This window comes from Bifidobacterium sp. UTCIF-38 (assembly GCF_006454495.1).
GTDB classification, from domain to species: domain Bacteria; phylum Actinomycetota; class Actinomycetes; order Actinomycetales; family Bifidobacteriaceae; genus Bifidobacterium; species Bifidobacterium callitrichos.
The window spans coordinates 1-25623 of record NZ_JFAL01000029.1; the positions used below are offsets into that span (position 1 = coordinate 1).

Consider the following 25623-nt stretch of genomic DNA (forward strand, 5'->3'; position numbering starts at 1 on the left):
TTTTCATTTTGCGTTTGCCGGGTGATCGTGGCTGTGTGGCGTGAAGATGCGGGACATGCGCCGTCGGACACTTCCACAGCCGCGGTTAGTATCGAGCCTTATGAGTCATATTTTGGTCAATGTTGCATGGCCGTACGCGAACGGCCCCCGCCATATCGGTCACGTGGCCGGTTTCGGCGTTCCGTCGGACGTGTACGCGCGCTACGAACGCATGAAGGGCAACGACGTGCTGATGGTCTCCGGCACGGACGAGCACGGCACCCCGATCCTCGTCGAGGCGGAGAAGGAGGGCGTCACCGCGCAGGAGCTGGCGAACCGCTACAATCGCGTCATCGCCAAGGATCTGTGCGATCTCGGCCTGAGCTACGACCTGTTCACCCGCACCACCACGGGCAACCACGAACACGTCGTCCAGGAGCTGTTCAAGCAGTGCCTGAAGAACGGCTACATCTACAAGGGCACGCAGAAGGTCGCGATCTCCCCGTCGACCGGCCGCACCCTGCCCGACCGCTACATCGAGGGCGAATGCCCGATCTGCCACACCGAGGGCGCGCGCGGCGACCAGTGCGACGCCTGCGGCAACGAGCTCGACCCGGACGAGCTGATCAACCCCGTCTCCAAGATCAACGGCGAAACCCCGCGCTTCGAGGAGACCGAGCACTTCTTCCTCGACCTGCCGGCGCTCGCCGAGGCGAACCTCGCGTGGCTCAACACCCGCGAGGGCTGGCGCACCAACGTCATCAACTTCTCCAAGGGCCTGTTCAAGGAGGTCAAGCCGCGCGCCATCACGCGTGACATCGACTGGGGCATCCCGGTTCCGGTCGCCGGCTGGATCGACAACCCGAACAAGAAGCTGTACGTGTGGTTCGACGCCGTGATCGGCTACCTGTCGGCCTCGATCGAATGGGCCCGCCGCAAGGGCGACCCGGAGGCGTGGCGCGCATGGTGGAACGACCCGAAGACCCCGGGCTACTACTTCATGGGCAAGGACAACATCACGTTCCACTCCCAGATCTGGCCCTCCGAGATGCTGGCCTACAACGGCCAGGGCTCCAAGGGCGGCGAGACCGGCGAGCTCGGCCCGCTGAACCTGCCCGAGCAGGTCGTCGCCTCCGAGTTCATGACGATGGAGGGCAAGAAGTTCTCCTCCTCGCGCGGCATCGTCATCTACGTCAAGGACATCCTCTCGCGCTACCCGGTGGACGCGGTGCGCTACTACATCTCCATCGCCGGTCCGGAGAGCTCCGACTCCGACTTCACGTGGGCCGAGTTCGTGCGCCACAACAACGAGGAGCTCGCCTCCTCCTGGGGCAACCTGGTCAACCGCGTCGCCAACCTCATCGCCAAGAACTTCGGTCAGATCCCGGCGCTCGACGAGGATTCGATGACCGACGAGGACCGCGCGCTCCTGACGGAGACCCGCGGCGCCTTCGACTCGGTCGGCGGCTTCATCGAGAACCATCACCAGAAGGGCGCTCTCCTCGAGGCGATGCGCGTCGTCGGCGACATCAACAAGTACATCTCCGCCGAGGAGCCGTGGAAGATCAAGGACGACGACAAGCGTCTGGCCACCGTGCTGCACGTGGCCGCGCAGGCCGTCTCCGACGCGAACCACCTGCTCGCCCCGTTCCTGCCCCACTCCGCGCAGAAGGTGTGGGAGGCCCTGGGCGGCAAGGGCACGTTCTCGCCGCTGCCGCGTCTCGAGGAGGTCGAGGATCTCGACAAGCCGGGCTTCCACTACCCGATCATCACCGGCGACTACGTGATGGGCGAGACCGTCCACCCGTGGGAGAGCGAGCCGATCGAGGTCGGCGCGCCCATCGCCAAGCCGACGCCGATCTTCGCGAAGATCCCGAAGGAGGCCGTCGAGGAGGAGCTGGCTCGCTTCGACGAGGCGCTCGCCGCCCGTCGCGCCGCCGAGGCCGAGCGTCTCGCGGCGGCCAAGGCCGAGCTCGCGGATTCCGCAGACAAGGCCGAGGACAAGGCTGAGGACAAGTAGTTACAAACCTGTCACACAGTGTTGAGAGTTCTTTCAGGAACGCGCATCGTTCCTCTAAGAAACGGGCGGTTAACTAAAGACTGTCGGCGGATGAAGTTGAACCGCAGGCGAGGTTCTTCCGGACCCCATAACTGAACCCTTCTTCTCTCTTCTCTCTCACCCGGCGGCTTCTCACCGCCGGGTTTCTTTTTGCCCGTTTGCCCGTGTACGCGGCAACGGAGGCCGATTGCCGCGCGATGTAATGTGGCACCCCGATGTGGTGTCCCCGATGTGGTGTCCCATGGCGCAGTTGTCGGTGCCATCGCGCGGTGACTTTTACATGAAGTAGTGAAATCCCCATGACGCGGTGACGCAAAACGGCGGAATCATGCGGTTTGCAGAAAACGGCTCACCGCGTCATGGGAAAGTCACCGCGCGATGTGTACGCAGCCCGCGCGATGGAGAGGCATCGGAACCTCGCGGAGATGCATATGTCGCCGGAAGCCCGGCGTGTGCCGTTACGAACACCCCGAAACCTCCCCTCGGGCGCATCCCGGTTGCGTTTGTGGCGTCCCTTGTCGGCGAAACACGCGGAGGTTCGCGGATTGCGAACGGGGGAAGGCTGTCTAGACTGGTATGCGTTTGCGAAACGCGATGCGTTTGAGGGTGCGGGGCCGGTAAGGTTCCGCACGCCCAGCCGGTGAAGGAGAGCACCGGTCGGGCGCCGGCGATCGGAGGGTCAATCCGTCGGCGATGCCGGACGCGGGTGGTCGTGAATCGTGGCGGCAACGAATGCCGCGCGCGGCGATGGAGAGCGCCGTGCCAACCACAGGCAAACAATCCGAAGAAACGGTGACTTCCCCCATGTACGTCGATCCGGGAACCAACCAACAAGCCGGCAACATCCGCTGGATCCTGCCCTACTGCAAACCCGACCTGCCGCGCGTCATCGGCGCGCTGCTGCTGTTCATCGCGAACAACGCGATGGCCCTGACCATCCCCATCATCTCCGGTCTGATCGTCGACCGCGTCATCGTCGGCGGACACACCGACGAGCTGCTCAAGTTCTGCGGTCTGATGATCGCGATGACCGTCATCCGCGTCGGCGCGCGATACGGCTACCAGATGTGGATGGAGCGATTCGGCCAGAACTCCGTATACCGCCTCGTCTCCGACGAGTACGAGAAGCTGCACGAACTCGACTTTACCTACTTCAACCACACGCGCACCGGCGACATCATGAGCCGCCTGACCTCCGACACCGACGCGATCCGCCACTTCCTGAGCTGGGTGAGCTACCAGATCGCCGACTGCGTGGTCATGTTCATCGGCGCCCTGTGCGTGATGTTCGCGATCGACTGGCGACTGGCGATCGCGCTCGCCTGCGTCACCCCGTTCATCTTCATCCTCACGCGCGGACTGTCGACGCACGCGCACCCGCTGTTCTTCGCGATCCGCAACTCGCTGGCCGCGTTGAACTCGATGGTCGAGGAGAACATCGAAGGCAACCGCGTGGTCAAGGCGTTCGTCCGCGAACCCTACGAGACCAAACGATTCGACGAGCACAACGACGACTACATGCGCCGCAACATGGCGCTCGCCTACAACTCGCGCCGGTACATGCCCTGGCTCGACGGCCTCGGCTTCTCGCTGCAGCTCATCACGCTCGGCTTCGGCGGTTTCCTCGTCATCAAGGGGTACATGACGCTCGGCAACCTCGTGAGCTTCAACTCGTTCCTGTGGATGATCGACGGTCCGGTGCGCGCCTCCGGATGGCTCATCAACGACTGGCAGCGATTCAACGCCAGCTGCATCAAGATCAGGAGGCTGCTGACCGAGAAGTCACGCATCGTGGAGAAGCCCGACGCCGAACAGGCGGTCGCCGACGCGACTGCCGCATCGCCCGCAGCGCACATCAGGGGCGACATCCGCTTCGACCACGTCTCCTTCTCCTTCCCCGACGATCCCGCCACGCCGATCCTCGCCGACCTCGACTTCCACGTGCCCGCCGGCACGAAGCTCGGCATCCTCGGTGAGACCGGCGCCGGCAAATCCACGCTCGTCAGCCTCATCTCGCGCTTCTACGACCCGACCTCGGGCCGTGTGCTCATCGACGGCGTCGACGCGCGCGACTGGCCGCTGGCCACGCTGCGCTCGCAGGTGTGCATCGTCGCGCAGGACACGTTCCTGTTCTCCGACACGATCAGGGGCAACATCGGCTTCGGCGCCAATCGCCTTGAAAACGACGGCGACGGACGCCCGCGCACCGGATCCGGCGACGGTGCCGACGACGAGTTCATCCGTCGCATGGCGCAGATCGCCGGCGCCGACGGCTTCATCCGCTCGCTGCCCGACGGCTACGGCACGATCGTGGGCGAGCGCGGCGTCGGCCTGTCCGGCGGCCAGAAGCAGCGTCTGAGTCTGGCGCGTGCGCTGGCCGACGATCCGTCGATCCTCATCATGGACGACACGACCTCGGCCGTCGACATGGAGACCGAGGCGGAGATCCAGCGTCATCTGCGCGAGATGGACGGCGACAAGACGATCGTCACCATCGCGCATCGCATCTCGTCGGTGAAGGACTCCGACCTGATTCTCGTGCTCGAGCGCGGGCGGATCGTCGAGCGCGGCACGCACGCCGAGCTCGTGGCCGCGCACGGGCGCTACTGGAGCATCTACTCGAAGCAGCTCGGCGCCCAGTCCGGCGCCGCGCAGGGGTTCTAAAAGGGACTTAGGTTACCATGGCACAACGTAATACGTTCCGCGAGGATGAGGAACTCGAGGAAACCATCAACCTGCGCGACATCGCGCGCGTGGGCAAGTATCTCAAACCGTATCTGCCGCGTGTGGTGCGCATTCTGGCGGTCGTCATCTCGATGAGCTGCATCGTCGTGAGCGTGCCGTACCTGACCAAGATCATGATCGACGAGGCGATCCCGAACAAGGATCTGACCAAGCTGGGGCTGCTCGCCGGCGCGCTGGCGTGCCTGATCGTGCTCTACGAGCTGGCGCTGCGTTATCGCACCGTGTCGATCACGCGCGTCGGCCAGATGATGTTGAAGGACATGCGCCGCGATCTGTTCACGCACATCCAGACGCTGCCGTTCAGCTACTTCGACTCGCGTCCGCACGGCAAGATCCTGATCCGCGTGGTCAACTACGTGAACACCCTGTCGGACACGCTCTCGTCGGGTCTGATCAGCGTGTTCGCCGACGTGTTCACGTTCTTCGTCACGCTGATCGTGATGTTCGTCATCGACTGGCAGCTGGCGCTGTGGAGCCTCGTGCTCTTCCCGGTGCTGATCCTGTGGGTGCGCGTGCTGCAGCATTTCCAGCGCAAGGCGTATCAGAAGCTGTCGAACAAGCAGAGCAACCTGAACGCGTTCATCCACGAGTCGATCGCCGGCGTCAAGACCACGCAGACGTTCGCGCGCGAGAAGACCCAGTTCATGACGTTCCAGCAGCAGCAGGACGACGTGCGTACCGCGTGGATGGCGGCCAAGCACATCGAGTTCCTCATGTGGCCGGGCGTGCAGACGATCTCCGTGATGACGATCTCGTTCATCTACTTCGTCGGCATCACGGGCTTCGGAGGCGTGGACGTGACCACCGGCATGCTGATCGCGTTCGTCGGCTACGCGAACAACTTCTGGAACCCGGTCATCAACATCGGCAACTTCTACAACCAGCTGGTCACCTGCTCGGCGTACCTCGAGCGCATCTTCGAGACGCTCGACGTGGTCCCCGAGATCGAGGACAGGCCGGGCGCGCGCGATCTGCCGCAGATCGCCGGCCGCGTAGACTTCAACGACGTCGTCTTCCGCTACGAGGAGGGCGGGCGCAACATCCTCAATCTGGTCGACTTCCACGTCGAGCCGGGGCGCACGATCGCGCTCGTCGGTCCGACCGGCGCCGGCAAGACCACGATCGTGAGCCTGCTGTCGCGCTTCTATGACGTGTCCGAGGGATCGGTCGAGATCGACGGCCACGACGTGCGCGACGTGACGCTCGCCTCGCTGCGCCGGCAGATGGGCGTGATGCTGCAGGATACGTTCATCTTCTCCGGCAACGTGCGCGAGAACATCCGCTACGGACGGCTCGACGCGACGGACGAACAGATCGAGGCGGCGGCCCGCGCCGTGCATGCGCACGAGTTCATCATGGAGCTGCCCGACGGCTATGACACGGTGGTCGAGGAGCGCGGTTCGACGCTGTCGGCCGGCCAGAGGCAGCTCATCGCGTTCGCGCGCGTGCTGCTCGCCGACCCGCGCATCCTGATCCTCGACGAGGCGACCTCGAACATCGACACGCGTACCGAGGAGGCGCTGCAGGCGGGTCTGCGGCACCTGCTCAAGGGGCGCACGTCGTTCATCATCGCTCACCGTCTGTCGACGATCGAGAACGCGGACGAGATCTTCTACATCGACCACGGCCGGATCGTCGAGCACGGTTCGCACGCCGAGCTGCTGGCCGCGCGCGGCGCGTACTGGCGCCTCTACGAGTCGCAGTACGCGGCGATTCGCGCGTAGGGTGCGCGGGATCCGGGGGATCCGAGGGACTCAGCGTCGATTTCGTGTGTATTTGCGTTGAGTCCCGCGGATTCGTGGGACTCAGCGCGACTTCCCGCGATTTGCGCGTTGAGTCCCACTGGATCCCACCGAGTCCCGCGGCAGGCGCCGTTGTTCGCGCTCCGCGTGTCATGGATAAAAGTAGGTTAACGTTAAACATAAATGATGTGAGCGGTAACAAACCGCATCCGCCTACTGCGATCCTGTGGCGTCGTGCCGTGGGGTCGCTGGTCGGCGCGGTCCCCACGCACATGCGATTTTCATGGATGTCAAAGGAGCATACGAACATGACCGATTCCGCAACGACGCCCGAAGCCGTGCGCCACAGCACGCCGCTCAAGCTCAGGGACGTGACCGTCACCGACGCGTTCTGGCACGCCGAGCAGGAGCTCGTGCGCACGGCGGTGCTGCCGTTCCAGTGGAACGCCCTGAACGACAACGTGCCGGGCGCGGCCCCCAGCTACTGCATGCACAACTTCAAGGCCGCGGCCGCGCAGAACGCGCGCAAGGACACGGAAGGCAAGCAGTTCGTGCCGCCGGCCTACTCCTACCGCGGTTTCGAGTCCAAGCCGGAGGACCCGGCCCGCCCCGATCCGGACAAGTTCTACGGATTCGTGTTCCAGGACACCGACTTCTCCAAGTGGGTGGAGGCGGTCGGCTACAGCCTCGCGCATCACCCGGACGCCGAACTCGAGGCCACCGCCGACAAGGCGATCGACATCGTGTGCGCCGCCCAGCTCGACAACGGCTACCTCGACACCTACTACATCCTCAACGGCATGGACCGCGCGTTCCACAACCTGCGCTGGCACCACGAGCTGTACTGCCTCGGCCACCTCATCGAAGGCGCGATCGCCTACTACGAGGGCACCGGCAAGGACAAGCTGCTCAAGGCCGCCGAGCGCTTCGCCGACTACACCGCCGAATACTTCGGCCCGAACGAGGGCCAGTGCAAGGGCTACCCGGGCCACGAGATCGCCGAGATGGCGCTCGCCCGCCTCGCCGGAGTCACCGGCGATCGCAAGTACCTGGACCTCGCGAAGTTCTTCATCGACGAGCGCGGCACCGAGCCCAACTACTTCCGCTACGAGGGCGAGCGCGACAAGAAGGACGGCAGCGCCGACACCGACTGGCGGTTCGACTATCCGTACGCGCAGGCCCACGAGCCGGTGCGCGAGCAGACCGAGGCGGTCGGCCACGCGGTGCGCGCCGGATACCTGTACTCCGGCATGGCGGCCGTAGCGCGCATGACCGACGACTCGACGCTCGCCAAGGCGTGCGAGAACCTGTGGCGCAACATCGTCGACAAGAAGCTGTACGTGACCGGCGGCATCGGCGGCACGCGCGAGGGCGAGGCGTTCTCCTACAACTACGACCTGCCGAACGACTCCGCATACTCCGAATCCTGCGCGGCGATCTCGCTCGCGTTCTTCGCCCGTCGCATGCTCGAACTCGACCCGAAGGCCGAGTACGCGGACGTGATGGAGCTTGCCCTGTACAACACCACGCTCGCGGGCATGGCCCTCGACGGCAAGAGCTTCTTCTACGTGAATCCGCTGGAGGTCAACCCGTACGCCTGCCACAAGGATCGCAGACTCGGCCACGTCAAGCCGGTGCGCCAGAAGTGGTTCGGCTGCGCCTGCTGCCCGCCGAACATCGCCCGCATCGTCGAATCGGTGCAGGAGTATGCGTACACGGTCTCCGACGACGCGTCCACGCTGTACACGCACCTGTACATGGGCGGTGAGGCGAAGGCCGAGCTCGGCGGAGTGCCGGTGCGGCTGAGCGTCGACGCCGACCTGCCGTGGCACGGCGACGGCTCGGTGGTCGTGCACCTCGGCGAGGACTCGGACGGCGTGTCCGGCCGATTCACGCTCGCCTTCCGTCTGCCCGGCTGGGCCGGCGCGCAGGAGGCGACCGCCGCCGCGATCTCGGCGACCGGCGAATCGCCCGAAGCCGACGGATCGCCCCGCATCACGCGCGACGTGCGCGACGGCTACCTGTACCTCACCGGCGAATGGCGCGACGGCGACATCGTCTCCTTCGACTTCCTGATGCCGGTGCGCATGCTCAAGGCCAACCCGCTCGTGCGCGAGGACGTGGGCAAGGTCGCGTTCACGCGCGGTCCGATCACGTTCTGCGCCGAGGAGCGCGACAACGGCGCGAACCTGCACCTGCTGCACGCCGACGTGGACGCGATCCTCGCCGATCCTGGCTCTATCAAGGTCGAGGACTTCGACTTCCAGTCCGGCGCCGAGGGCATCGACGATCAGGGCCAGGGCGAGGTCGATCAGGTGACCCGTCACATGGTCAGGCTCGAAGTGCCCGCATGGCGCGAGGTCGTGCCCGCGGCGGTCGCCGACGCTCCGGCGGGCGATTCCGCGGACGCGCCCGCGTTCTCCCCGCTGTACGCGCAGTACGCGCCGGCCGAACGCGAGTCCGTCACCGCGACCCTCATCCCGTACTTCGCATGGGCCAACCGCGGCGAAAACGAGATGACCGTCTTCCTGCACGACTGATCGCTCGACTCCATTCCGACTAGACTGACCCGTATGACCGATGATCAGCAGAGTCAGACGAACGGCGGCGGAGCGCTGAGCGACGAGCAGCAAAGCTCGATCGCGGCGCTCGCCGCCGAGAACACCTATGTGAAGCAGTCGAAGTGGACGACGTTGCGTGAACTGCCGGCCGCCGACAAGTGGCCGTTCTTCGTGCAGCATTTCCTCGTCGGCACGATCGCGGTGGTGGTGGCGATCGCATTCGTCGTCTCGCTGGCGGTCACGTGGCTCACTAGGCCGCCGCAGACGGAACTGTCTGTCGCCGGCATCGGCATGGGGGAGTACTCCGCCCAGCTGGACGAGCTCAGGACCGGATTCGTCAAGGCGGAGAAGATCGACGACGACCGTCTGATCGACATCGACGGGTCGTTCACGCTCGCGGTGCAGGGCGGTTCGGGCACCGCCTCTCCGACCGGCTCGTCGAACGGCTCGACCAACTCGTACACGGACGACTCCTCGAAACTCATGACGATGGTCTCCGCCGGCGACGTCAACATGATCATCGCCGACAAGGCCACGTTCGCCGAACTCGTGCATCGCGGGCTGATCGGCAAGGTCTCCGACGTCGAGAAGGGCGATGCCGCGCTCGGCAAGCTGGCCGACGCCGGCGCGCTGGTCGACAAGAAGGGCGAGCCGATCGCGGGTGCGTCCTCTTCGGATGACGCCGCCGCGGCCGGCAAGGCGTACGGCCTTGCCTTGTCCAAGTCCGCCACATGGTCCGGTGCTGGTGTCGCAGGCGTCAAGGGCTTGCCCGACGACGCCGTCATCGGCTTCTCCAACGTGGTCGACGCCACCCACGCCTCCCGCGCCCGCGACTTCGTCACCTACCTCCGTTTCGAGTGACGGGCTGCACATGAGCAACAAGGGAAGGGTCACTGGCGGCAGGACGACGCTGCGGGACGTGGCGGCGGCGGCCGGCGTCTCCCCGATGACCGCGTCGAACGCACTGCACGGCAAGCCCGGCGTCAGGGAATCGACCCGGACCAAGGTGCTCGCCACCGCCGAGAGACTCGGCTACCGCATCAACCTGACGGCGAGCATGCTCAAATCGGGGCGCAGCAACATCATCCACATCATCGTCAACGCGTTCGACGCGCCGTTCTACTCGAAATTCGTGCAGTCGCTGACCGTCGCGACCGCCGAACGCGGGCTCACGCCGTTCGTCGAACAGACGCACTATTCGCCGGCCGAGGGACAGCGGGCACTCGCCTCCAACCCGTTCTCCGGGCAGCTGTTCGACGGGGAGATCATCAACGCGGCAGGCCTGGACGCGCCCGGGCTCGAATCGACGGGACTCGGTGCAGGCGCATCGCATCACGGTCGTCCGATCGTGCTCATCGAGGGCTGCGAGGAGACGCCCAGCGTCGACTCGGTGAACTTCCCCAACGAGGACGGTGCGCGCGCCGCCATACGCCATTTGATCGATCGCGGATGCCGGCGCATCGCCATCGCCGTGGGATGCGGGTACCTGTCTCGCGCGGATCTGACGCATGCCGAGGATCCGCAGCAGCTGCGACTGCGCGGAGCCGGCGCCGCGCTGCTCGACGCCGGACTGCCATGCGACGAGACGACAGTGTTCACCGCCTACAACGCCGCGACCGGCATCGAGGCGGGCCACGCCATCGCCGATGCGTCCGATTCGTCCGACTCATCTCAGGTGTTCGACGGCGTGTTCGCGGCCACCGACTATGCGGCGTTCGGCGTGCTGCGCGGTCTCGCCGATCGCGGGGTGCGCGTGCCTGACGACGTGAAGGTCATCGGCTTCGACGGCGTCACGGCCGGCGCGTACTGCGTGCCGACCCTGAGCACCATCCAGGTCGATTTCGACCAGCTCTCCCGGTTCGCCCTCGACATGATCGCCCGCCGTATCGAGGAACGCGGCGATTCGTCCACGCCCGCCGCGCCCCCGGAACGCGTCACCGTAGGCTACACGCTCGTCGCCCGCGAATCCACGGAGGTGTAGAGCGAGAAGCGATGCTCGCCGGTCTCCAGTGTGGTTCCGGCGGTGACGGCCTCATGCGTATCCTCATCGACGGTGCCGCCATCAAGCTCGCCAAGGCCGGGATCGAGGATCGCGCGCACACCCTCCGGCACGGTCACGACGAGGCTGCCAGCGTGCGGAGTCGGTGCCGGGGCCGACGGCGCGTGCGGGGCGATCGGTCCATCTGTCATGAGGTTCCCTTTCCGCTTCGGCCGTCAGTGGCCGTTGCAGAGACCTAGGTGTATGTAACGATACATATTGTACTGCGCAATCAGCAAAAGAGATAGTGAAGAAATGCCGTGTTGCATGTGGTTATGACTTCAATTACGATATGTATCGGTACATATAACAATGCTGTTCGTATACATATCAATGACTGGGATCCATGGATGGTCGGGACCCGTGGCGAACGGCGATGGAACGAAAGCGAGAGACATATGTCCGAGAACGCGTCAGCGTCCGCCGCATCCATCGATCGCATCCTGTTCGGATGCGCCTACTACGACGAATACATGCCCTACGACCGTCTCGACAGGGACATCGAGATGATGAAGGCCGCGCACATCAACGTCGTGCGCATCGCCGAATCGACCTGGTCCACCGAGGAACCGCAGCCGGGCGAATTCGACTTCCACCACGTCGACCGCGTGCTCGACGCCACCGAGCGCGCCGACATCAAGGTGATCATCGGCACGCCCACCTACGCCGTGCCTTCGTGGCTCGTCCGCCTCGACCCCACCGTGCTCGCCGACACCCCGAACGGCCACCGCGGCTACGGTCCGCGCCAGATCATGGACATCACCAACGCCACGTACCGATACTACGGCGAGCGCATCATCCGCCGGCTCGTCGCCCACGTCGCCGATCGCCCGAACGTCATCGGCTATCAGGTCGACAACGAAACCAAGTACTACGACGTCGTCTCGCCGAACGTGCGCCAGATGTTCGTGCGTCACGTGCGCGAGCTGTTCGACGGCGATCTCGACGCGCTCAACCGCGCGTGGGGACTCGACTACTGGTCGAACCGCATCGACGCGTGGGAGGACTTCCCCGACCCGACCAACTCGATCAACGGGTCGATGCGCGGCGAGTTCGACGCGTTCCGCCGTGGGCTCGTCAGCGAATACCTTGCCTGGCAGGCGTCGATCGTACGCGAATACGCGCGCTACGACCAGTTCGTCACCCAGAACTTCGACTTCGGCTGGAAGGGCGGATCGTACGGCGTGCAGCCGGCCGTCGACCACTTCGAGGCGGCCCGCGCGCTCGACATCGCCGGCGCCGACGTGTACTTCCCGACGCAGGACGAGCTCGACGGGCGGCGCATCGCGTTCGCCGGCGACCTGACCCGCGGACTCAAGGGCGGACGCAACTATCTGACGCTCGAAACCGAGGCGCAGGGCAACATGGGCTGGCTGCCGTACCCCGGCCAGCTGCGATTGCAGGCGTACGGCAACCTCGCCTCAGGCTCCGATTCGGTCATGTACTGGCATTGGCATTCGATCCACAACTCGTGGGAGACGTACTGGAAGGGCATTCTCTCGCACGATTTCGAGCCCGGTCGCACGTATCGCGACGTCGCGGCGATCGGCGCCGAACTCGAGGCGCACGGCGATCGGCTGCTGCATCTGACGAAGCGCAATCGTGCGGCCGTGATCGTGAGCAATCGGTCGCTCACCGCGCTCGAGCAGTTCTCGCTGGAAGGCGGATTCCGCCGCGGCGGATCCCAGACCGATTACAACGACGTGGTGCGATGGATGTACGACGCGCTCTACGAGCTCAACATCGAATGCGACGTGATCGACGGCGACCGGCTGGGGGAGAGCGGCGTCACCTCCAGCGGACGGGCGCTGAACGAATACGACCTCGTGCTGGTCCCGGCCATGTACTGCGCGTCCGATGCCGCGCTGGAGGCGCTGCGCGCGTACGTCGACGGCGGCGGTCATCTGGTCGCCTCGTTCAAGTCGTTCTTCGCCGACCCGCAGATGAAGGTGCGGTGTGATCGCCAGCCGCACGCCATGACCGACGTGTTCGGCATGTGGTACAACGAATTCACTCCGCCGCACAACGTGGGCCTCGACTTCGCGCAGGCGGCAGCCTCTTACGTCGACGCTGACGCTGAATCCCAAGTGTTCATGGAACTGCTCATGCCCGTGTCCGCAGACGCGTCCGCAGGCACCGAGATCCTCGCGCGCTACCGTCACCCCGCATGGGGCGACTACGCTGCGATCACGCGTCACATGTTCGGAGGCAACGGCGGCTGGGCGGAATACATCGGCACGATGACCTCGCCCGAGGTCATGCGCGGCCTCATCGATGAGGCGGCCGACGCTGCCGGACTGACCGGCGCCGACGACTGGCCACGCGCGCTCGCCGGCACGGTTGACGTGCGCCGCGGCGTCAACGCCACAGGCGAACGCATCGACTACTTCCTCAACTACTCCGCCGACCCGGTGACGTTCACCCTGCCCGTATCCGGCGAGGACGTATTGTCCGGAGACGCCCATTCCGCCGGATCGCAGGTCACTCTGGCTCCCTGGGATCTCCTCATCCTCGCCGAGTCGTGAAGATGAGGTCGACCTCTAGCATCTCGCGCCGTTAATTCGTTTGTCCCACTCTCGGCTCCCTCCTTGTCGGGGGAGCTGGCGATGGCGAAGCCGAGTCTAGATACTCGGTTGCGCCGCCGCAGACCGACTCGATTGCGTTGCCTGGCTGTGCGCCTTAGCCGTGTTGCTCGGCTGTGTGCCACTCAACGCAATTTTCGGCGATTTTGGCGTTGAGTGGCACGACGATGCGTCATCACCGCCTTGCCGTCTTTTTGACATGTTGTCAAAAGGGCCATTTTCCAACGATTCTGCGATAGTCGATATTGCAAGGGCTGTCCCTGCCGACGATGTGTCTGCCACTCAACGCGAAAAATCACCAAAAACGCGTTGAGTGGCGCGGTTTTCTGCCACTCGGCGAACACCAAACGATTGACATGCGCTGAGTGGCAGACTCGTCACGCTGCCATCCCCGATCCGCCCCGATCACCGTATCGGATCCTACGGGATCGGATGTTTTTCGCAACCTCGCAACCCCCAATAACGTTGGATCCTACGGGATCGAACGTAATGGAACGAGAAATGGGGGTTCTCGTAGTGGATCCTATAGGATCGGACGCAATGTGCCTAGACCGGGGCTAGACACTCAGGTCTGATTTGTTTAGCGAGCGGATAGTTGAAGTCGGTCGTTAGCCGATGACGATGCGGAAGGTGATCGGGGCGTCGCCCGGGACGGCAGGCGCGTGGACCTCGAGCGCGTGCTCGTCACGCGTCCACTTCAGGCCCTCGCCCTCGCCATCGCCATCGGTCGGCCCGCCCAGCAGGTCGATGCGGCTGATGAAGCCGTGGAAGTCCGCGTTGTGTGCGGCATCGCCCTTCCTGAGCCGTTCGAACCGGTACACGCCGTCGTCCGACGGGCGCATGACGATGGCGTACAGGTTGCCGCCGTTGACCGTGTAGCGTACGTCGCGCGAGGTGAAACCCTTCTTCGTGCCGTCCGTGAACTGGCCTTCGACGATCTGCGTGGGGCCTTCGCCGAAGCGCTTCCACGGCTTCGACCCGTAGATCGCCTCGCCGTTGGCCTTGAGCCAGTCGCCGATCGCGGTCAGCACCGCGCGATCCTCGTCGCCGATCGTGCCGTCCGGCTTCGGGCCGACGTTGAGCAGCAGATTGCCGTTCTTGCTGATGATGTCGACCATGTCCTGCAGGATCTCGCCGGCCGGACGGTAGCGGTTGTTCTCGGTGTAGCCCCACGAGTTCAGTGCGATCGCCGTGTCCGTCTGCCAGTGGTACGGCTTGGCCTCGGCGAGCTGGCCTCGTTCGACGTCCGGCACGGCGGTGCCGAACATCATCGAATCCTGCTTGTAGCAGACCGTGACCTCCTCGCCCCATTCGTCGGCGCGGTCGTAGTAGTAGGCGACGAATCGCCTGAGATACGGCTGGACCGCCTCATGCAGGATCCACCAGTCGAAGTACAGCACCTTCGGGCGGTAGCGGTCCACGATCTCGCAGCAACGCAGCAGCCAGTCATCGAGGTACTCGTGGGTGGGCTCGGGCTTGCTGTGCTGGTCCCAGTGATCCGGTTCGGGCATGGCCGGCCAGTAGAAGTCGCCGCGTTTGAGCGGCTCGTGGATGTCGCTGTCGAAATCCTTGCCGTGCCCCATGAAGAACCAGTGCTCGACGCGATGCGAGGAGGCGCCGTTGACGAGCCCGCGGCGGTGGAACGCCTTGGTCAGCTCGCCGAGCACGTCGCGCTTCGGCCCCATCTCGGCCGCGTTCCAGTGCGACAGGCGACTGGCGTACATCTGGAATCCGTCGTGATGCTCGGCGACGGGCACGACGTACCGGGCTCCGGCGTGCGCGAACAGGTCCGCCCACGCGTCCGGATCGAATCGTTCGGCCTTGAACATGGGGATGAAGTCCTTGTATCCGAAGTCCTTCTGCGGACCATAGGTCTTCACGTGATGCTCGAATTCGGGCGATCCCTGGACGTACATGTTGCGCGAGTACCATTCGCTGCCGAACGCCGGCACCGAGTACACGCCCCAGTGGATGAAGATGCCGAACTTGGCCTCCTCGAACCATCGCGGCGTGCGATGCTGCTGCAGCGACTCCCAATCCGGTTTGAACCGCCCTCGTTCGATCACCTCGTCGATCGCCGCGAGATCGCGTCGCATATCCTCATCGGTCTCCATCGTCCCGTTCCTTTCACTGTGCCGTGCGGCCTTCCGCACGCGTCGTACGTCGGTACGCTGTCCACGATACGACGGCCGGGCACACTACACGACGACATGAGGCGGCGTGAGGTTGTGGTGCGTCGCCGTTTGCGGGACACTGGGAATACACAGGGAAGTGGGGGCGATGGTGCGTGATTCAGGACAGGTTCCATTCGATATGACGCCGGTCGAGGAGCCGGATCTCGCCCGATACCATATCGGCGGATTGACCAAGCCGGCCGAGTGCTCGGAGGATCTGGTGCTGCCGGGGCGGTCGCGTGCCGACGAGCAGACGCTGCGCGATGATATCGCCCGATTGCGGACCAGTCTGAATGAAGCCGTTCAGGCCGAGCAGGCAGCGAGCCAGACCGAGGAGGCCGATCGGTCCGTCGAACAGCAGAACGTCGAGGAGGAAGAGGAGGACTCCACAGGTCAGGCCGGCATCCTCAGCAGGATGGGCTATATGAAAATAGAGGCTTCCTTGTTGTTGGATGGCGATTCATTGCATCCGGCTCCGAACACCCCGGCAAGGGCCCGGTTGCAGGCTGCATACGACAAAGCCGTAGCGGCGGGCAAGACCGGCGAGCGGGATGTGGTGTTCATCGAGGAGCTTGAGAACGCCTATGTCGCGTATTTCGGCGATCGTTATCCGGGCAAGCAGCCGACGCTACGGAAATGGGATTGAGTCCTCCGTCTCAGCGGCCCGCGGGGGACTCAGCGCGGTCAAGGCCGATTCCGGCGTTGAGTCCCGCGAATCTGTGGGACTCAACACGAATCCCCACGTTTTTCACGCTGAGTCCCCCGCGAGTCAGGCGGACAAGGCGAACAGGAGGCGCGACAGGGACGGGCAGCTCAAGGAACTCTTGCGTTGGTATGCGCCATCGTCCACGACGTACGGATGCTGCCGCTCAGCGGATGCGGACGTAACGCGTGGCGCGTCCGGAACCGATCTTGCGGATGGTGCCGTCGTTCTGCAACGTCTTGAGTGCGCGTTCGATGGTGGTCAGGCTGATGTCCGGCAGCTTGGCGTGGACGTCGGCCTTGGATATCGGCACAAGTGTGTCGTTGAACAGAGAGGCGATGCGCTGCGCTTTGGTCGCCCGTTCGCGGGTCGTCACGGTGCCGTCACCGCTCGGGCCTGTCTCTCCGACTACGTATCCGATGCGGTCGTCGAAGTCCCTGTACGCGGTGAGGATCATGCCGAGCAGGTAGTTCGTGAACGGCTCGTAGTCGTTCTCTCCCTCGTTCCATCCGACGGTGCTCGCCGCCAGGGCGTCGTAGTAGGTGTCCTTGCTGCCTTCGATGAGATGTTCGATGCTCACGTATTTGCCCACTTGGTAGTCGTTGCGGTAGAGCAGCAGCAGTGTCAGCAGTCGACTCATGCGCCCGTTGCCGTCGTTGAATGGGTGGATGCAGGTGAAGTCGAGTGTGAACATGGCGATGGTGAGCAGAGGATCGGTATGCCCATCCTGAATCGCCTCCGCGTATGCGTTGCAGATGCGCCCCACCAGTTCCGGCGTGGCCAGTGCCGATGGCGGGGCGAAACGTACGCGCCGATTGCTGTCGGTGTCCCGCTCGATGATGACGTTGTCGCTGTCCTTGAAGCGTCCGCCGAAGGTCAGCGGCGTGTGGCGGAACAGATCCCGATGCAGTTGGAGTATGACGTTGGGCGTGGGCGGGATGTAATCGTGGCTTTCGTGGATGATGGCGAGCACGTCGCGATATCCGGCGATCTCCTCTTCGGCGCGATTGCGCGGGGTGGCCTTTTCGGCGACCAATGCGTTGAGTCGTTTGTCACTGGTCGCGATGCCCTCGATGCGATTCGAGGCGTCGGTGCTTTGAATGCGCGCGATGTTCGTCAGCGTGGTGAGTACGTCCGGCCGGATGCCGGTTCTGGCGTTCTGCCGTCCTCGTTCCTCGTGGATGGCGGTGAGTAGGCTCGTCGTGCGTGTGGTGAGCAGCCCGCCCGCCGAGGCGATGTAATCGAAGTCCCGCATGCGGCGCCTTCCTTCTGCATCATCGGCTTTATCTGCATCATGTTTTCTGCATCATATGATACCAAAATGATGCAGAAAACAGGGGGGCGAAAATCGAGAAGGACAAGACTGATCCCGTCCGTATCCCACCGTATCCCGCTGGGGAAGGTCAACTTCTTGCGGGAATCGGACACTGACCGTGCGCTGGGCGTCTGATCCCTGATAATAGAGGGCGATTTCCGGCGAGAAACGGACCCTAACAACGCGAATCGCGTCCGATGCCCGCGAGGAGTTCGGTTGCTCTATCGGCTAACGGACGCCGGGATGCCGGGATGCCGGAGCGTGCGACTTACCGCGGGCGATGCAGAACCTCGATGGTCATGGTGCCAAGTGTGGTTCGAAGAGGTCTCTCCGCACGCTGACCGTTGATTTTGTGAGTATCGAGGTCTTTGTAACTGTTGATTTTGTGATTTTAGACTAGACTGTAACCGTTGAGTTCCTTTGGGCGATGGGTGAGGAGCCATTGTCCCGTGCGATCGCGGATTCGTATGCGCGGCTGCGGCCGCTGCCGGATTCCCTGCATCGCAAGGCGATGCGTTTGTTCCGGGAATACATGCTTGTTGGAGGCATGCCCCAGGCGGTCGAGACGTATATCCGTACTCGTGACTTTCACCGAGTGGATGAAGTCAAACGGGACATTCTGAAGCTATATCGCGACGATATCGCCAAGCATGCCGGTTCGGCCCGACGTCGTGTCACGCTGTTGTTTGATGGGCTGGTTTCGCAGCTGTCGCAGCATGAGAAGAAATACCGTGTGTCGTCGTTGGAGCCTAACGCGCGGATGCGTGAATACGATGAGGCGTTCTTCTGGCTTGCCGATGCGTGTGTCGTCAATGATTGCGTCAACTCGACTGATCCGACTGTAGGCTTGAGCGCCTATGCGGATCGGGCGACGATCAAATGCTACATGGTGGATACCGGGCTGCTGGTCACTCAGGCGCTCGCCGATTCGAACGTCACCGAGGATGACATCTATCGGGATGTCCTGTTGGGGAAAATCTCCATCAACGAGGGAATGCTGACCGAGAACGTCGTGGCGCAGCTCCTTCATTCCAGTGGACATGCCCTGTACTTCTATTCTCGCAATGACCGTGATGACGCCTCGAGGACCATGGAAATCGACTTCCTGATCGTTTCCCGTTACCCGAATGCGGCGATGAAGCCGCGCGTCAGTCCGATTGAGGTCAAATCGAGCAACCGATACCGTACGTCGTCCCTTGACAAGTTCAAGGAACGGTTTTCCGGGCGTGTGGGGCTGGAGTACGTGCTCCACCCAAAGCCATTGGAAGTCAGAGGTGACAGGCGCTATCTGCCGTTGTATATGGCGGGATTGCTGTGACGGTGCCTCGCTCACCGCACGGCGGTGGATTCGCGTTCGATGAGGGTGAATCCGACGGTCGTGGTGGTGGGCGTGGGGCGATCGTCGTCGTCTGCGTCGATCTGCTGTCGCAGGTTCATCACGGCGAGCGCGGCGAGCTGATCCATGTCCACGCTGATCGTGGAGACCGAGGGTACGGTGAACGCGCCGACGCCCACGCCGTCGAAGCCGATGACCTTGACGTCCTCCGGCACGCGCAGGCCCACGTCGGCGAGTCCGCGGATGGTGCCGATGGCCGTCGAGTCGTTGAGGCAGAACAGGCCGTCGAACGGCAGCCCGTCGCGGCCGCGCGAGCTGATGGTCTCGCGGGCGTACTCCTCGTTCATGCCCTTGAGCGGGATGACGATCGACTCGTCGTACGGCAGTCCCAGGTTGATCAGCGCCGACTTCGCGCCAAGCAGGCGCAGCTTGCGCGGGGTGAGCGTGGTGAGCAGGTCGTCGTTGTCCATGAACGGCGGGCCGACGATGCCGATGTGCGTGCAGCCGCGCGACGCGAGGTGCTGGATCGCCGCCCGCGCGCCGGACTCGTTGGGGAACATGACGCTGGAGACCAGCATCTTCCTTTCGACGGTGTCGATGAACAGCGCCGGCCGCCCGTGCTTGATCGAGTCGACGAGCTCGCCGGTCAGGCCGGAGGCGTGGATGATGACGCCGTCGGCCAGCGTGCCGGAGAACAGCGAGTTCGACAGGGCCGTGGCCGCGCTTTCCGGCAGGTACTTGGTCTGCTGGAGGAACGGCACCATGCCGTGCGAGACGACCGCGTTGGACAGCGCGTCGATGAGCTTCGAGTAGAACGGGACGTCGTATTCGTTGACGATGATCTGGATGATCCCGCTTCGGCCCGACTTGAGCATGCTGGCCGACGCGTTGGCGGTGTAGCCCATCTCCTTGGCGATGGCGATCACGCGCTCGCGTGTGGCCTCGCTGACGCCGGGGGCGTTGCGCATCGCCTTTGACGCGGTCATGGCCGAGACGCCTGCGGAGGCGGCGATGTCCTTGAGCGTTACGGCTGATTTCTTCATGGGGCTCCTTTGATGCTGCTTGACGAGCATACACGGTAACTCGGCGCCGGGTTACCGTTCACTATTGCTTATCGTTAATTATATTCGAGAGTTAGATGTTTGCATGTATGGCAGACGTGGGCGTGGCGCTTTGCTTGCGATGTCGTATGCGCAATGCGGACATTGGGCGTCGCGACACGCCGGTGCAAGAAAATCTTAGCGCAAAAAATATCGCTAAAACGCTGGAATTACATCGCTTTTAGCGATATTAGCAGTACTGTGAAGCGCTGCCGGCCTCGACGGCCTTGCGTGAGGGGTGTGGCGGCTTTATCATAGTTATCGTTAACCCCCACGAAGAGGTGAACCGATAACCCTGCCGGCGAGGACATACCTCTCCTTCCTGCCTTCGCCGGCAGCTTCATCGCTTAACAGTGCGCGCGGGCGCACACGAGAAAGGACTCAGGATGTCGAACAAGGGTGTGACTAAGAAACTGGTCGCCGCCGTCGCCGCCGTCGGTGCGCTGTCCATGGTGCTTGCCGGCTGCGGTTCCGACAGCAACAAGGCGCAGGTCGACGAGAACGGCAAGCCGATCATCAATGTGGCGTACAACAACGGCTCCAATCAGGACGTGACCAAGATGCCGTGGACCAAGGATCTGGAGGCCGCCTGCGACTGCACCATCAAGTGGACTCAGATCTCCGACGCCCAGGGCGCCCAGCAGAAGTCCGCGACCCTGACCGCCGGCAACCCGGCGGACGTCTCCATCCGCATGTACCACCCGCGCGACGCCCAGAAGTACCCGTTCTTCGAGGATCTGAAGCCGCATCTCGACAAGATGCCGAACGTCAAGGCGTTCTTCGAGGAGCAGCCGGACGCCGAGGGCATCGTCACCACCCCCGACGGCAAGATCTACTCGCTGCCGCGCTACCAGGGCAAGATCTACAAGGCCTCCGGCCAGCACCTGTTCATCAACAAGGCGTGGCTCGACAAGCTGGGCCTGCAGGTGCCGCAGACCTGGGACGAGCTGTTCAAGGTGATGGACGCCTTCAAGAACGACGATCCGAACGGCAACGGACAGAAGGACGAGATCCCGTACGCGATGCGTAACCTTGACATGACCGGCATCGGCTGGTGGAGCCCGTTCCTGTTCCTCAACTCCACCGGCATCGTCACCCAGTTAAACGGCTCCGCGCCCTCCGGTTCCGGCTTCTACGTCAAGGACGGCAAGGTCAAGGACTACCTGACCTCCGATGAGTACCGCCAGGTCATCGAATTCCTCCACACGATGATCGAGAAGGGCTACAGTCCGAAGGACTCCCTGACCCAGGACTCCTCCAAGTACTACGCCTCGCTGACCGGCTCCTCCGATGGCAAGACCGCCACCGTCGGCCTTGCCATCACCAACCTGCCCTCCTCGTTCGGTGACGTCGCGGACCAGTACGAGGCCATCCCGTGGCCTGCGTCCGAGCCCGGTGTGACCGCCGTCGCCGACCGCTCGCAGGAAGCTGGCGCCATCGACGACTATGGTCTGGCCGTCTCCAAGAACGCCCAGAACAAGGACGCCATCTACAAGCTGATCGACACCCTGTACAGCAAGAAGTTCTCCATCGTGCAGCGGTACGGCCAGATCGGCGACTGGATCAGCGACGACGGCAACGACACCTACACGGTCAACCAGAAGGTCTTCGAGCTCGGTGCCAACGACAAGGCCCCGATGTTCCAGGATCGTCTCGCCGGCTGGATCCCGGATTCCGTCACCATCAAGGGCGACACCGCCGCCGAGGATCTGCTCGCGGCCGACAAGGTCTACGAGGAGCAGCTCAAGAACGTCGGTGATGATGACTACTTCCCGCTCTCCATCGTGCCGAGCGACGCCGACGCCACCACGCTCTCCAACGACCGCGCCAACATCATGAACGCCGCGCTCGTGCAGGTCGCCAAGTGGATCCAGGACGGCGGCCCGAGCGACTCCGCCTGGAAGTCCTACTCCGACGGCCTGAAGGGCCTGAACCTCGACCAGGATACCCAGCTGTGGCAGAAGTGGTACGACGAGGCCAAGAAGAAGTGACCTCGCCCTATCCCGCCGGCGGTGGCTTCCAGCCGGGACGCACCGCCGGCGGGATTTTCCATGCCTGATCCCATTGATAGGAACGTGAAACTATGACACAAGCACAAGTCCAAGTCGCAGGTGACCCCACCTCGCGGACGTCCACGGCGTCAACGGGTCCCGTGGAGGTCGTCGACAACATCGCCGCCCGCAGGCACCAGCCGCTGCCCAAGCGCATCGGACGACACTTCCGCCTCTATTGGCAGCTGTGGACCTTCGTCCTGCCGGCCATGGCGTTCGTGGCCCTGTTCGCCTACGTGCCGATGTACGGCCTCGGACTGGCGTTCAAGGACTACGACCCGACCAAGGGCCTGATCGGCGGCCAGTTCGTCGGCCTCAAGTACTTCGAGATGTTCTTCCGCAGCCCGAACTTCGGTCCGGTCATCCGCAACACCATCAACATCGCGTTGCAGACCGTGGTCTTCGGCTTCATCTTCCCGATCATCCTCGCGCTGCTCATCAACCAGATCCACTCGATGAAGGTCAAGGGCTTCGTGCAGACGATCACCTACATGCCGCACTTCATCTCCACGGTGGTCATGGTCTCCCTGATCAACATCTTCCTGTCCCCGGGCACCGGCATGATCGGCCGCTTCTTCGGTGAGCAGAGCCTCTTGGCGAACCCGAACCTGTTCGCGCCGATCTACTGGATCTCCGAGGTCTGGCAGCACTGCGGCTGGAACTGCATCATCTACCTGGCGGCCCTCTCTGCGGTGGATACCTCGCTGTACGAGGCCGCGAAGATCGACGGCGCCGGCCGACTCCAGCTCATCCGCCACATCGACCTGCCGACCATCATGCCGACCTGCGTGATCATGCTGATCCTCAACATGGGCGGCATCCTCAGCGTCGGCTTCGACAAGACCTTCCTGATGCAGAACGGGCTGAACCTGCCCGGCTCCGAGGTGCTTTCCACCTTCATCTACAAGATGGGTATCCTCAACGGACAGATCTCGCTGTCCACGGCCGTGACGCTGTTCAACACGCTCATCAACTTCTTCTTCCTCGTCCTGACCAACTTCATCTCGAAGAAGGTCTCGGACACGAGCATCTTCTAAGGGCAGGTGAATCGCAATGTCTCAAGCAACCGTCAATCCCGAAGGCGCGACCGGTCTCGCGCCGAAGACCTCCGCCGATGAGGTCCCGTGGAACCCGAAGGTGCATCAGCAGCGCACGCCCGGCGACTGGGTCGTCGACATCGTGATCTGGGTCGTGCTGGCCCTGGTCGTGCTCGCGGTGCTCTATCCGATCTGGTTCGTCGTCATCGCCTCGTTCTCCGATCAGACGCTCGTCGCGTCCGGCAAGGTGACCTTCTGGCCGCTCGGCTTCAACCTCAAGGGCTATGAGATGGTCTTCGCCGACGACCGCGTGTGGCAGGGCTACTGGAACACGATCGTGTACTCGGTGGTCGGCACCGCGCTCAACGTGGCCATCACCATCCCCGCCGCGTTCGCGCTGTCCCGCCGCGAGTTCAAGCCGCGTCGTATCATCATGTTCTTCTTCACGTTCACGATGTTCTTCTCCGGCGGCATGATCCCGAACTACCTGCTGTTCCGCTCCCTCGGCCTGCTCGATTCGATGTGGGTGTTCATCCTGCCGTCCGCCGTCAACGTGTTCAATCTGATCGTCGCGCGCTCGTTCTTCGAGTCCTCGATCCCCGAGGAGCTGCACGAGGCCGCCCAGTTGGACGGCGAGAGCTATTACGGCTTCTTCTTCAAGATCGTGATCCCGCTGTCCGCCGCCATCATGGCCGTGATCATGCTGTACTACTTCGTGCAGCACTGGAACGACTTCGGCACTGGTCTTGTGTACATTCAGGACACGCACAAGCAGCCGTTGCAGAACGTGTTGCGCGACATCCTGCTGGCGAATATGTCGCAGACCGGCAGCGCCACGATGAGCGTCGGTCAGCAGCAGCTCTTCGCCGACCAGATCAAGTACGGCATCATCATCATCTCCTCCATCCCGCTCCTGATCCTCTACCCCTTCCTCCAGAAGTACTTCAACAAGGGCGTGATGATCGGCGCGGTCAAGGGCTGATCCGCAAGAAAGGCGCATTTCCATGGCAACCACACGATTGCCCCAACCGCAGGCGCCGGCCGACCCGTACGGCTACCTGCTGGTCCATTTCATCGAGGATCCGGAAGGATATGCCGAGCGCATCTACCTCGACCTTTCCGACGGCGACGACCCGGAACGCTGGATCCCGCTCAACGGCGGCCGTCCGATCCTCACGTCGGACCTCGGCACGACCGGCGTGCGCGACCCGTACCTGACACGTGACCCGAACACCGGCCGCGTCTACATCATCGCGACCGACCTGCGCGTGTTCGACGGCTCGGGCCGTGGTTCCGACTCCGGCTCCCCGTGGTACGACTTCTCGCACCACGGCAGCACGAACCTCATCATCTGGCATTCCGACGATCTGGTCCACTGGAGCGAGCCTCACACGCTCGACGTCTCCCGCCGCCCCGACGGCACGCACGCCCAGCTCGGCTGTGCGTGGGCCCCCGAGGCGCTGTGGGTGCCGGACTACTATCCGGTCGATTCCGAGGCCGCCCATACGTATGGTGATCGAGGTGCGTTCGTCCTGTACTGGTCGAGCAAGCTGTTCGCCGACGACGATCCCGAACACGGGGACGGCCACGTCTACGACCGTGTCCTGTGGGGCGCGACCCGCGACTTCACCGATGCGACGTTCACCTATGGCGGCCTGTTCATCGACCGGAATCGCCCGACCATCGACACGACGATGCTGCAGCGTGCGCTGCCCGATGGCACGATCCGCACGTATCGCGCCACCAAGGCGAACGGCGCGGACCCGGTCGGCGCCGGCATCTGGCTCGACGCGACCGACGCGCCGCGCTGGTGGGAGCCGGATACGCGCTGGACCACGATCCAGGAGGGCATCGGCGCCGACTGGGTGCCGAACCACAATCCGGCCGGCGTCGAAGGCCCGGCCCTGTTCGCCTCGCACACCGATGATCGCGTGTACCTGTACGTCGACGTGATCCCGTCGATCGGCTACCGGCCGATGGTCACGACCGATCCGGACAAGGGCTTCGACTACCTGCGTTCCGACGGTTTCTATATGGCTCCGCACACCAAGCACGGCGGTGTCCTGTCACTGTCGCGCGACGAGTACGAGCGGCTCAAGGCGGCCGACGGCGCGATCGGCTAACCGGCCGATCACCGACTTGCAGGCGGCCGGGTTGCAGCCCGGCCGCCTCGCATTATCATTCGAAATCAACGAACAGCG

17 protein-coding genes are annotated in these 25623 nt (G+C 63.6%); 13 read left to right on the forward strand and 4 right to left on the reverse strand.

Annotation, left to right across the window (positions count from 1 at the left end):
- Positions 1-100: 100 nt before the first annotated feature.
- The 6 genes from metG to BW11_RS10300 all read left to right on the forward strand — a co-directional run bounded on the left by metG (position 101) and on the right by BW11_RS10300 (position 11067).
- Positions 101-1999, forward strand: coding sequence for a methionine--tRNA ligase (gene metG, locus BW11_RS10275; RefSeq protein ID WP_140445674.1), 1899 nt, complete (start codon positions 101-103; stop codon positions 1997-1999).
- A gap of 843 nt (positions 2000-2842) precedes the next feature.
- Positions 2843-4702, forward strand: coding sequence for an ABC transporter ATP-binding protein (locus BW11_RS10280; RefSeq protein WP_181162599.1), 1860 nt, complete (start codon positions 2843-2845; stop codon positions 4700-4702).
- A 17-nt stretch (positions 4703-4719) separates the two neighbouring features.
- On the forward strand, positions 4720-6507 hold the full coding sequence (locus BW11_RS10285) for an ABC transporter ATP-binding protein (protein ID WP_140445673.1): 1788 nt from the start codon (positions 4720-4722) through the stop codon (positions 6505-6507).
- A gap of 326 nt (positions 6508-6833) precedes the next feature.
- On the forward strand, positions 6834-9065 hold the full coding sequence (locus tag BW11_RS10290; protein ID WP_140445672.1) for a glycoside hydrolase family 127 protein: 2232 nt from the start codon (positions 6834-6836) through the stop codon (positions 9063-9065).
- 33 nt (positions 9066-9098) lie between these two features.
- Positions 9099-9947, forward strand: coding sequence for a hypothetical protein (locus BW11_RS10295; protein WP_140445671.1), 849 nt, complete (start codon positions 9099-9101; stop codon positions 9945-9947).
- Positions 9948-9957: 10 nt separating this feature from the next.
- Positions 9958-11067, forward strand: a complete 1110-nt coding sequence (locus BW11_RS10300) for a LacI family DNA-binding transcriptional regulator (RefSeq protein ID WP_140445670.1) — start codon at positions 9958-9960, stop codon at positions 11065-11067.
- Here the strand turns inward: BW11_RS10300 and BW11_RS10305 are convergent.
- Entirely contained in the window at positions 11031-11276 is a 246-nt protein-coding gene (locus BW11_RS10305; RefSeq protein ID WP_140445669.1) for a hypothetical protein, read from the reverse strand. The two genes, BW11_RS10300 and BW11_RS10305, sit on opposite strands and share 37 nt — an antisense overlap.
- A gap of 246 nt (positions 11277-11522) precedes the next feature.
- On the opposite strand from BW11_RS10305, the gene BW11_RS10310 reads away from it, so the two are divergent.
- Entirely contained in the window at positions 11523-13649 is a 2127-nt protein-coding gene (locus BW11_RS10310; protein ID WP_140445668.1) for a beta-galactosidase, read from the forward strand.
- Positions 13650-14314: 665 nt separating this feature from the next.
- Here BW11_RS10310 and BW11_RS10315 read toward each other — a convergent pair.
- The gene (locus BW11_RS10315; protein WP_181162597.1) at positions 14315-15820 is read right to left on the reverse strand and encodes an alpha-L-fucosidase; all 1506 of its coding nucleotides are present in this window, start codon (positions 15818-15820) and stop codon (positions 14315-14317) included.
- 199 nt (positions 15821-16019) lie between these two features.
- On the opposite strand from BW11_RS10315, the gene BW11_RS10320 reads away from it, so the two are divergent.
- Positions 16020-16526 (forward strand): hypothetical protein, encoded by a 507-nt coding sequence (locus BW11_RS10320; protein ID WP_140445667.1) that lies wholly within the window; start codon positions 16020-16022, stop codon positions 16524-16526.
- A 223-nt stretch (positions 16527-16749) separates the two neighbouring features.
- Here the strand turns inward: BW11_RS10320 and BW11_RS10325 are convergent, their stop codons facing one another.
- Entirely contained in the window at positions 16750-17838 is a 1089-nt protein-coding gene (locus BW11_RS10325) for a Fic family protein (protein WP_140445666.1), read from the reverse strand.
- A gap of 487 nt (positions 17839-18325) precedes the next feature.
- Here BW11_RS10325 and BW11_RS10330 point away from each other — a divergent pair, with 487 nt between their 5' ends.
- Entirely contained in the window at positions 18326-19216 is an 891-nt protein-coding gene (locus BW11_RS10330; RefSeq protein WP_140445665.1) for a DUF4143 domain-containing protein, read from the forward strand.
- Between the two features lie 11 nt (positions 19217-19227).
- Here BW11_RS10330 and BW11_RS10335 read toward each other — a convergent pair whose 3' ends face one another.
- Entirely contained in the window at positions 19228-20277 is a 1050-nt protein-coding gene (locus BW11_RS10335; protein WP_140445664.1) for a LacI family DNA-binding transcriptional regulator, read from the reverse strand.
- Between the two features lie 458 nt (positions 20278-20735).
- Between BW11_RS10335 and BW11_RS10340 the strand changes: the two genes are divergently transcribed.
- The 4 genes from BW11_RS10340 to BW11_RS10355 all read left to right on the forward strand — a co-directional run bounded on the left by BW11_RS10340 (position 20736) and on the right by BW11_RS10355 (position 25545).
- Positions 20736-22325 carry an extracellular solute-binding protein gene (locus BW11_RS10340; RefSeq protein ID WP_181162596.1) on the forward strand — a complete coding sequence of 530 codons (1590 nt, stop codon included), beginning with the start codon at positions 20736-20738 and terminating at the stop codon, positions 22323-22325.
- A 92-nt stretch (positions 22326-22417) separates the two neighbouring features.
- A complete protein-coding gene (locus BW11_RS10345) occupies positions 22418-23422 on the forward strand; it encodes a sugar ABC transporter permease (RefSeq protein WP_140445662.1) in 1005 nt (334 codons plus the stop codon).
- A 16-nt stretch (positions 23423-23438) separates the two neighbouring features.
- Positions 23439-24404: a carbohydrate ABC transporter permease gene (locus BW11_RS10350; protein WP_140445661.1), complete on the forward strand. Its 966-nt coding sequence runs from the start codon at positions 23439-23441 to the stop codon at positions 24402-24404.
- 22 nt (positions 24405-24426) lie between these two features.
- A complete protein-coding gene (locus tag BW11_RS10355) occupies positions 24427-25545 on the forward strand; it encodes a glycoside hydrolase family 43 protein (RefSeq protein WP_140445660.1) in 1119 nt (372 codons plus the stop codon).
- Positions 25546-25623 lie beyond the last annotated feature (78 nt).